General features: G+C 61.2%; 9 protein-coding genes. 5 read left to right on the forward strand and 4 right to left on the reverse strand.

The window, feature by feature from the left end:
- Positions 1-37: 37 nt before the first annotated feature.
- Positions 38-1,216: an ABC transporter substrate-binding protein gene (locus CSC67_RS18915; protein WP_118996013.1), complete on the reverse strand. Its 1,179-nt coding sequence runs from the start codon at positions 1,214-1,216 to the stop codon at positions 38-40.
- A gap of 180 nt (positions 1,217-1,396) precedes the next feature.
- Between CSC67_RS18915 and CSC67_RS18920 the strand changes: the two genes are divergently transcribed.
- Entirely contained in the window at positions 1,397-1,729 is a 333-nt protein-coding gene (locus tag CSC67_RS18920; protein WP_118996014.1) for a putative antibiotic biosynthesis monooxygenase, read from the forward strand.
- 38 nt (positions 1,730-1,767) lie between these two features.
- Here the strand turns inward: CSC67_RS18920 and CSC67_RS18925 are convergent, their stop codons facing one another.
- A complete protein-coding gene (locus CSC67_RS18925; protein WP_245220294.1) occupies positions 1,768-3,411 on the reverse strand; it encodes an FAD-dependent monooxygenase in 1,644 nt (547 codons plus the stop codon).
- 259 nt (positions 3,412-3,670) lie between these two features.
- Between CSC67_RS18925 and CSC67_RS18930 the strand changes: the two genes are divergently transcribed.
- Together CSC67_RS18930 and CSC67_RS18935 are read left to right on the forward strand one after the other, a co-directional pair.
- Positions 3,671-4,294, forward strand: a complete 624-nt coding sequence (locus CSC67_RS18930; RefSeq protein ID WP_118996016.1) for a VOC family protein — start codon at positions 3,671-3,673, stop codon at positions 4,292-4,294.
- A gap of 148 nt (positions 4,295-4,442) precedes the next feature.
- Positions 4,443-5,477, forward strand: a complete 1,035-nt coding sequence (locus tag CSC67_RS18935; protein ID WP_118996017.1) for an aromatic ring-hydroxylating dioxygenase subunit alpha — start codon at positions 4,443-4,445, stop codon at positions 5,475-5,477.
- A gap of 44 nt (positions 5,478-5,521) precedes the next feature.
- Here the strand turns inward: CSC67_RS18935 and CSC67_RS18940 are convergent, their stop codons facing one another.
- Both CSC67_RS18940 and prpR read right to left on the reverse strand, forming a co-directional pair.
- Positions 5,522-6,031 carry a MarR family winged helix-turn-helix transcriptional regulator gene (locus CSC67_RS18940; protein WP_135227481.1) on the reverse strand — a complete coding sequence of 170 codons (510 nt, stop codon included), beginning with the start codon at positions 6,029-6,031 and terminating at the stop codon, positions 5,522-5,524.
- Positions 6,032-6,062: 31 nt separating this feature from the next.
- Positions 6,063-7,979, reverse strand: a complete 1,917-nt coding sequence (gene prpR / locus CSC67_RS18945; RefSeq protein WP_167752964.1) for a propionate catabolism operon regulatory protein PrpR — start codon at positions 7,977-7,979, stop codon at positions 6,063-6,065.
- Positions 7,980-8,186: 207 nt separating this feature from the next.
- Between prpR and prpB the strand changes: the two genes are divergently transcribed.
- Positions 8,187-9,101: a methylisocitrate lyase gene (prpB, locus tag CSC67_RS18950; RefSeq protein WP_118996020.1), complete on the forward strand. Its 915-nt coding sequence runs from the start codon at positions 8,187-8,189 to the stop codon at positions 9,099-9,101.
- Between the two features lie 25 nt (positions 9,102-9,126).
- Positions 9,127-9,430 (forward strand): citrate/2-methylcitrate synthase (locus tag CSC67_RS18955; protein ID WP_280813993.1); only part of this gene is annotated, 304 nt, incomplete at its 3' end.

Here is a 9,430-nt window from a genome sequence, read left to right on the forward strand (position 1 = left end):
TGTGCATCGAAGCTCGGCAAAACGCCGGAGCCGCCTGTCAGCTCATTGGGCACTGCTCGTAATAGGCGTCCTTGTGGGCCTTCATCGGCGTCGCTTCCGTACGCACCGTGTAACGCCCTTGCTCGTCCTGGATCACCTTGTATATGGAGAAATTCTGGATGGGAAAGTGATTGTTGTTGAACTTGAAGTCGCCTCGCACTGAGTCGAAGTCGGCCTCTTTCAGGGCGGCCCTGAACGCATCTTTGTCGGCGACGTTTCCTTTTACCTTCGCGATGGCCGAATCGAGCAGCTGTGCGGCGTCATAAGCTTGAGCCGCCCACGTCGATGGAATGACGCCGTATTTTTCTTCGTACGCTTTGACGAACTTCCTGTTGGCCTCGTTGTCGATGTCGGGGCCCCAGAAATGGCCGCCGAACGCGCCCACGGCGCTGTCCTTCAGTGCCCGGAGCATGGGCAGTTCCAGAATGCCGCTGGAAAGCAAGGGGATGGATCCGAGCAGGCCCGCAAGCTGATACTGGCGCACGAAAGTCACCGCCATGCCTCCGGGAAAGAAGGCATAGACCGCGTCAGGTTTCTGCGATGCGATCTGGGTCAGTTCGCTGGAGAAATCGAGCTGGTTCAGGGGCGTGTAGACCTCGTCCAGCACCTGGCCGTCGTAGAAACGCTTGAAACCCTCCAGCAGGTCTTTCCCGCCCTGGAAATTGGCGGTCATCAGCACGACCTTCTTGTAGCCTTGATCGGTGGCGTACTGGCCGACCACCTCGGCGATATTGTCGTTCTGCCACGAAGTGGAGAAGAAATTGGGCGAACATCCGGCGCCGGCCAGGGGTGACGGGCCGCTGTTGGTGCTGATCAGGAACACCCCTTTATCGGTGATCGGCTTGGCCACGGCCATCATCACGTTGGATCCCGTGATGCCGGCAATGATGGGAACCTCGTCGCGCTCCATCAGCTTTTGCACGACCTGCGTCGCCACCTCGGGCTTGAACTGGTCGTCTTCCTTGAGAACCTGCACAGGCACGCCGCCCAGCTTGCCTCCGCGCTGCTCGATCGCCAGCATGAACGCCCTGTATTGCTCTTCGCCCGGAACAGCCACCGCTCCGGAAAAGGTATTCATGAAGCCGATCTTGAGGGGCTGTTGCGCATGGGAGGAAGCCGTAGCGCCCACCATGATGGCTGCTGCAGCCATCGCATTGCGTATGAAACAGTTCGCCATCGTGTTGTCTCCGTTGTGTAAATATTTGTTTTCACTCTACCTCTGCCGCAATCGCTCGGGAAGATGACAATAAGCCCAGCTCGATACCCGAATCGCATCGCCCTTTCCGAAGTCCGCCGCAGCGCATACACTTGCCGGCGCAATTGCGCGCTTAAGCGCCTTCAACCCCAGGAGACATCAATGCCCGCGACAAGATATGCCTATTTCATCGGTCGGCCGGCCGAAGGAAAATCCGAACAGTTCATGCAGGCGCTCAACGCGGTCGCAGCCGGCTTTGCAACCTTGCCGGGCGTCCGATCCGCCCAGTTGGAGCGGCCCTATTTTTTCGAATCGGAGGCCCTCGACGTCTATGCCGCGATCAGGCTCAGCTTCGATCGTCCCGAAGACATCGATGCGGCGCTGGCGACACCGGAACGCCAGCAACTCAGGCAGCAGTTCGTCGAGCAAGTGCTGCCTCTGTTCCAGGGCGTCGTGACGCACATCAACTACAGCGCCGATGAACACCTGCGCTGAAGAGCGGCTCCGCGCGCATCCAGCGCCGGGCCATGCCTTCATGCCTCGGCGTTGGCGAGAACCCTCATGCCGCTGACCATGGGAAGCACATCGTCCGTCCAGACGTCGCCCGTCCAGGCGATGTGCTGATCAGGCCGGACCAACGTCAGGGCTTGGGGATACAGGCCGCGGACACCGGCCTCGTCAGGCCGTATTATCGCCAGCGGTATGCCAAGGCGCCGCGCATCGGCCTCGGCCGCCGCCACCCCGGCGTGCTTCTCTTTCGATGACACCAACAAGGTCAGGCCCAGGCCGAAGTGATCGAACAGCGAACTGCCGTCGTGCATCCACGCATGCGGCGCCCGGCATCCGGGCTCGGCCCTGGGTATGTAGTTCAGGAAATCGCGTGGCGGGTCGGCGCGGCCGGCCCGGTCGATGACCGGCGAGTCGGCATAGCAGTCGCCCAATATGGTTCCCAGGGTATAGAACTCGGAAAGCTTGCCGCTTTGGATATGTTCGGCGGCTCGCCTGCGGGCGGCTTCGCCCAGCTCGTTGTCCGCCTCGATATCGCCTTCGAGCAAGGCGTTGCTCATGAGATTATGGTTGGCGGTCGCTTCGCCCATGACGTGTATGTGCACGGGGCGGCGTTCGCGTTCATAGCTGTCCAGCAGCGCCGGCCCGCCCCAGCCTTTCAGTACGGCCGAAAGCTTCCAGCCCAGGTCGACCGCATCGCCTATGCCCATGTTCATGCCAAAGCCGCCGAATGGCGGGTGCATGTGGGCGGCGTCGCCCGCCAGGAAGACCCGGCGGTCGCGATAATGGGTTGCCAGCAGGCGGCTGGCGACCCATTCATCGGCGCTGAGGATCTCGTAGGGAACGTCGACGCCGGTCGCGCGGCGGATCAGGGCGGGCGCGTCCTCCTTCGTGAGTCGGACGTCGGGCGCCAGGCCGGTGGGCATGAAGAACCAGCGGTCGCCGGTGTCCATGGGGCCGATCAGGCTGGGGACATCGCTGTTGATCTGCCAGTACATGATGGCGGGGCCATGCATGTGCGCCTTGGCCAGGCCAGGCGCCCGGAATACGAAGTTGTAGTTTCTGGACAAGCCATATTTGCCCTCGAGCCGGGCGCCGATGGCATCCCGCACGAGGCTGCGCGGCCCGTCGCACCCGACCAGAAACTGCGCCTCGATCTCGAATCGATCGCCGGTCGCAAGATTGCTCAAGCGCGCCACGACGGAATCGTCCCGCTGCTCGAAGCCCTGCAATTCGCACTGCAGCTGCAGCTTCACCGAAGGCAGGGTATGCAGCCTGTCGCGCATGACCTGCTCGACCGTATATTGCGGAATCCATTGCGCATGCTCGGAATACAGGGGATTGCGGCCCGGAGCGCAATACAGCGCATTGTCGAATCTCGCCAGCCGATAACCCGACAGTCGGGTGGTGAACACAATATTCGACGGGTAATCGATACCCAGCGGCGATGCGTCGCGCAACGCCTGTGCAATCCCCCAGCGCCTGAAGTGCTCGCGCGACCGGACGTTGGTGGTCTTGGCCCGCGGTGCGACGCCTACCCGATCGTTTTTGTCGATGACGAGGCAATCGATGCCACGCAGTCCGAGCTCGATGGCCAGCCCCTGGCCGACAGGGCCGGCCCCGACCACGAGCACCTGTGTTGATGTGCGGCTGATCTTGGCTGTATTCACGTATTTTCTCCACGGTTCTTTCCGGCGTCGGCTGCCGCCTTTCCCTGCGAGAAAATTTACTGAGCCGACCCTGGCGGCATAAGATGGCAATTCCATCCGGGTGATGCCGAACCGTAATCAGCCGGACAAAACCGGTTGCGCCCCAGGCCGCCAAAACGGGCCAAAATGGATTGACAGGGGCAACTGGTATCGTCACCATACTAAAAAAGAAACCGCATCCCGCGCGAGACGCATGGGCAATACATTAGGAGACACAACCATGAACGTGGCAACCCAACATCACGCCGCTTCCGCCGAAGTGAAAGAGCCCGCCGTCAACCTGAAGTTCAGCCATATGGGGCTCAGCGTCAAGAACATACCGGCCATGGAAGAGTTCTACACCAAGGTGCTGGGCTTTACCGTCACCGATCGCGGCCACGCCGGCGGCATGCAACTGGTGTTTCTTTCCCGCGACCCGCTCGACCATCACCAGATCGTTCTGGCGTCCGGCCGCCCGCCCGAACTTCCCGCCAATACGGCCAATCCCCAGTTCGGGCCCAGCATCAACCAGATCTCATTCAAGCTGGGCGGGCTGTCCGACCTGCGCGACATCCACAAACGCCTGCTCGCAGCGGGCGGCGAAAGCATTTTCCCCGCCAATCACGGTATCGCCTGGAGCATCTATGCGCACGATCCCGAAGGCAACAACCTGGAATTCTTCGTCGACACCGACTGGTACATCACCCAGCCCTTCCTGATTCCGCTCGATCTGACCCAGGCCGACGACGACATCTTCGAGCTCACCAAAAAATTGTGCGAAGACAGCGAAGGGTTCGAGCCCTATACGCAGTGGCGCGACCGGATATCAAAAAAGATGACTCCGTTCGTGGACCCGGCCAGGTAAACCCTGCGCGAGTCGGACTTCGCTCCACCGTTCTTTCGACATTGAAGCGCCCGGGCGTTTGTATGCGCCCGCTTTGGCGCGCGCCCTTCTTCGACGTCTGTAAATCGTCCCGGCCATAAAGCTGGTCTCGCTTGCCAAGGAGCACTCCATGTTTATCCGAAACGCCTGGTATATAGGGGCCTGGGCCCACGAGATCGAACAGGCGCCCTTCGCGCGCACCATCATGAACGAGCCCATCGTTTTCTTTCGCGACCGGACGGGAAATATCTGCGCATTGGAAGATCGATGTTGCCATCGGGGTGCGCCGCTGCGCTTCGGGCAGGTCGTCGATGCGGGGCTGGAATGCGGCTACCATGGCATGGTGTTCGACGGCTCGGGTCAATGCGTCAAGATCCCGGCCCAGGACAAGATTCCCGCAAAAGCCTGCGTTCGGCATTACCCCGTGGTCGAAAAAGATGAATTCATCTGGATATGGATGGGCGACGCCGAATCGGCCGATGAGTCCAAGATCATCGACTACCCCTTCCATAATGACCATAAACGCTGGCCGCACAAACATGCGATTTACGAAATCCAGGCCAGCTACAAACTGATGGTCGACAATCTGATGGACATGACCCACGTCGGCTATGTTCATAAATCGACCATAGGCGGCAATCCCAACGTCCACGTGGATGCCAAGACTATCGTCACCCCTGGCGACAATGGCCTTAAATACGTCCGGTGGCTGCTCGACAGCCCGCCTCCGGCCACCTATTCCAAGGTCGTGCACTTCGAGGGCAATATCGACCGCTGGGCCGAATTCGAATACATTGCGCCGTCGTCGATTATCCAGTGGACCGGCGGCATCGACGTCGGGAAAGGCGCACAGGAAAACCGCGATCAGGATGGCGTGGCCATTCGTGTGTTCCATGGCCTGACTCCGGTCACCGAAACCAGCTGCCTCTACTTCTGGGCACCGGCCCACGGCTTCCGGCAGGACGAGCCCGAGATCACCGAGGCGCTGTACCGGGAAATCGACACGGCGTTCAAAGAAGACAAGCGCATCGTCGAAGGGCAACAGGCCATGCTCAACGCCACGGGCGAAGACAGAACCGTCGATCTGGTTTCAGATGCCGCGCGCATCCAGATGCGGCGCGTCATGCAGCGGCTCGAAAAAGAAAGCAATCCAGCGGCCGGCTAAGGCGTCCGACACCGATGGCGGGCCTTCGGAAGCGCCTCAGCGCCTCAGCGCCGCACGCGCACCCGCGCGGACCTGGCCCCCTCGTCGCGCACCGCATCGTCATGCAGCGCCCGCAACGCCCTCAGCATGGCCGCCATGTCGTCTTCGCCCGTAACGCGGGCCATTTCCTCCTGCACCTCGATCATGGCGGCGCGTATGGCTTTCATCAGCGCCACACCCTGCTTGGCGAACGACACCACTTTCGCCCGGCCGTCGTCCGGATCGACGCGAAGCTCCACCAAGCCCAATTGCTCGCATTCTTTGACGATCTTGCCCATGGACCCTTTGGTGATCCGTGCCCGTGCCGCCAAGTCGACGATACGCGTCCCTTCGGGATCTAGGTGACGCAAGACATTGAAATGAACATGGCGAACCATCGAAAAGCCCGACTGCTCGAGCCTGTGCATCAGCCTGCCTTCAAAAACACCGAATCCGGCAAGCAGCAGGCGGCCCACGTTGTCCGAACGCCAGCTGTGCGTCAAGCCCAGGTCCAGATCCGATTCACCCAAAGTCACGACCGCCCGTCTCTCGCGAAAAATTGAAATCTTACTCTGATTTCAACCTGCGCCAGAGCGTGGTTCGGCTTATGTTCAGGACCTCGGCGGCCTTTGCCTGATTGCCGCCGCACTCACGCAGCACCTTTTCGATATGGCGTAGATCGGCGGCGCGCCGATGCTCGCTCAGTTCTGCGGTCCGAGGTTCGCCTTCATTTTCGAAGATCTCGGGCACCAGGGCCTTCAATGCTTCGGCAGCGGCCCCCTGCATCGGATACAGGTCGCTCAACACCATGATGCGCTCCAGCACATTCTCCAGCTCGCGCACGTTTCCCGGCCAAGCGTAATGCCGCGCAGTCTCGAGCAAGGCTTCGATCAAGCCTGCCTCGGGCAGCCGCCGATCGCCCGGCTGCTTTGCCCACTTTTTCTGCAAGGCATGGATAAGCGGCCGCAAATCTTCGGGCCGCTCGCGCAACGACGGCAAACGGACGAGGAGAATGTTCAACCGATAATAAAGATCTCTTCTGAACTTGCCCTGGGCCGCTCGGGAAGCCAGGTCCTGGTGCGTGGCCGCTATGACGCGCACGTCGATCGGCGTAGGATCGGTGGCGCCGATGCGCAACACCTCCTTTTCCTGCAGGACCCGCAGCAGGCGGGTCTGCAAGGACAACGGCATCTCGCCGATTTCATCGAGGAAGAGGGTGCCCGTGTGAGCGGCCTCGAACAGCCCCGTCTTTCCGCCGCGGCTGGCGCCGGTGAAAGACCCCTCGGTGTACCCGAACAGTTCGCTTTCGAGCAGGCTTTCCGGAAAGGCGCCGCAATTGATGGCCACGAACGGCTGGCTGGAGCGCTCGCTTTCCATATGGATGCTTTGCGCGATCAACTCTTTGCCGGTGCCGCTTTCCCCCGTAATGAGAACCGTCGCGCCGCTTTTTGCGCAGGCCGCCACGCGCGCCCGGACATCGGAGATCAGTGGGCTGTCTCCTACGATATCGCCCAGGCCGTAGCGCGTCGAACGCGTGCGCGATGCACTGCGGGTGCGCAAATTGCGATCCATGCGCCGTATCGCCTCCGGGTCCTGGCAGATCAGTACCGCGCCGGTCAGCCTGCCCTGCTCGAGAATGGGGACCCGGCTCGTGATCAGTGTTCTGCCGGAAAGCCTCTGGACTCTTTCGAGTTCGGGCCGCTGCCAGCGCAGGGTGGACTCCAGGTCTGACTCGCTCATGAAAGAGCTCAAGGGCTCTCCGACGAGCTTGCTTGCCGGCCGGCCCAGTATCTTCTCCATCGCGGGGTTCAGCACCTCGATGCGTCCCTCGACATCCACCGCCACCACGCCGTCCCTGAGTTCGCCCAGGATCGTGTTGATCCGGTCGCGTTTGGCCAGTTCCGCCCTTTGCAAGCGCCCTACCTCCACGGCGTCTTCGATGGCTTGCCGCACCAGCCGCTGTGAATAGATCAGTATTCCGGTCAAACCGCTGGCTCGGGCCAGATCGACCACGAGGCCCGGCGCGACGATGACCTCGATGCCGGCCGACTTCAGCTCATGAACACAGGCGCGCGCCTCTTCTTCGCTGCGGTAGCTGCGTAGTGCGACCGGGAGCGCAAAGGTGTCGACGAACTGGCGGATTTCATCGGACACCGCATCGTAGGTAACCAGGGCGATGCGATCTGAATAATTCCTGGCCTTGGCCAGTGCCTGCATGACGTCGAACCCGCTGACCCTGACCAGCACGACCGGTATGTCCATGCGCTGTCGCAGATAGTTTCCATTGGATCCGGCCGCCACGATCGCGTCTATGGTCGATTGCCGGCGCCGTGCCGCGATGTCGGCCACCGCTTCGTCATAGGCCTTCTCGATCAGGGTGATTTCCGCAGCGGCATGGAAATCCGGTATGAGTTCTTCGAGCAGGTGTCGCAGGCCATGCAGACCCACGGCCACGATGTGCACGGGATGCGGAGCAGCACGCATGATCATGCCTTCTATTCGGGTTTTCGTTGCCGCTATTGAAACACTTTAATTTCAAAAATGAAACATGCTTGTGAAGTGCAAATGAGCAGGCATTGAATTCGACGATTTTTCGTTTAAATAACAAAAGCTTATAGGCATTACCTTGGTCTTAGAAATTGGCATGTAGTTTGCGTAATGCGTATTACCTATCTCTTAGAGCACAATGCCATGTCCCTGGATCGACAACCCGCGCTTTCACCCGGAGCCTTGTTCCGCGCCGCGCTGGCCGATGAGAAGCCGCTGCAAATCGCCGGCGCCATCAATGCCAACCATGCCCTGCTTGCACAACGTGCGGGATACCGGGCGATCTACCTCTCCGGCGGCGGCGTGGCCGCCGGCTCGCTCGGGCTTCCCGACCTGGGCATCAACACGCTGGACGACGTGCTGACCGACGTGCGGCGCATCACCGACGTGTGCGACCTGCCGCTGCTGGTGGACATCGATACCGGCTTCGGGCCTTCGGCCTTCAACATCGCACGCACCATAAGAAGCCTGGAGAAGGCCGGCGCCGCCGCCTGCCACATCGAGGACCAGGTGGGCGCCAAGCGCTGCGGACACCGCCCCGGCAAGGAAATCGTCAGCACACAGGAAATGGCCGACCGGGTCAAGGCAGCGGCCGACGCGCGCACCGACTCCGGTTTCTACTTGATCGCCCGCACGGATGCCCTCGCATCGCAAGGCCTGGAAGCCGCGCTGGAGCGCGCCCAGGCCTGTGTCGAAGCGGGCGCCGACGCCATCTTCGCGGAAGCGGTTCAGACTCTGGAAACCTATGCAGCCTTTACCGAAGCCCTTGACGTCCCCGTACTTGCAAACATTACCGAATTCGGACAGACCCCCTTGTTCTCACTCGAAGAGCTGGGCAGCGTCGGCGTGGGGATGGCGCTTTATCCCCTCTCGGCTTTCCGGGCCATGAACAAGGCGGCCGAAACCGTCTACGGCGCCATCCGGCGCGACGGCCACCAAAGAAACGTCATCGACCTGATGCAGACTCGCGAAGAACTGTACGACCGCATCGGTTACCACGCTTTCGAGCAGAAACTGGACGAACTCTTCCGGCAAAACGCCGGAACCCTCGATAAGTAACCCGGGCATACTGAAGGAGATACCCATGGCCAAGACCGACCATCGCCCCGCCCTGCCGGCGTCGGCCCAAGAAGCCGACGCCACAGCTTCGCCCCAAGGTCCCAAAGTCAAGAAATCCGTCGCCCTGTCCGGCGTCGTGGCCGGCAACACGGCCCTGTGCACGGTGGGGCGCAGCGGCAACGACCTGCATTACCGCGGCTATGACATTCTCGACATCGCCGACACCAGCGAATTCGAGGAGATCGCCCACCTGCTCGTTCACGGCAGCCTGCCCACCCGCGCAGAGCTCAAGGCCTACAAAGAAAAGCTGCGGCGGCTGCGGGGCCTGC

Origin of the sequence: Pusillimonas caeni (genome assembly GCF_003545815.1) — a bacterium.
Classification (GTDB): Bacteria; Pseudomonadota; Gammaproteobacteria; order Burkholderiales; family Burkholderiaceae_B; genus Pusillimonas; species Pusillimonas caeni.

Coding starts and splice junctions, on each gene's coding strand:
- CSC67_RS18915 (WP_118996013.1), bottom strand. CDS start 1,216: ATGGCGAACTGTTTCATACGCAATGCGATGGCTGCAGCAGCCATCATG.
- CSC67_RS18920 (WP_118996014.1), top strand. CDS start 1,397: ATGCCCGCGACAAGATATGCCTATTTCATCGGTCGGCCGGCCGAAGGA.
- CSC67_RS18930 (WP_118996016.1), top strand. CDS start 3,671: ATGAACGTGGCAACCCAACATCACGCCGCTTCCGCCGAAGTGAAAGAG.
- CSC67_RS18935 (WP_118996017.1), top strand. CDS start 4,443: ATGTTTATCCGAAACGCCTGGTATATAGGGGCCTGGGCCCACGAGATC.
- prpR (WP_167752964.1), bottom strand. CDS start 7,979: ATGCGTGCTGCTCCGCATCCCGTGCACATCGTGGCCGTGGGTCTGCAT.
- prpB (WP_118996020.1), top strand. CDS start 8,187: ATGTCCCTGGATCGACAACCCGCGCTTTCACCCGGAGCCTTGTTCCGC.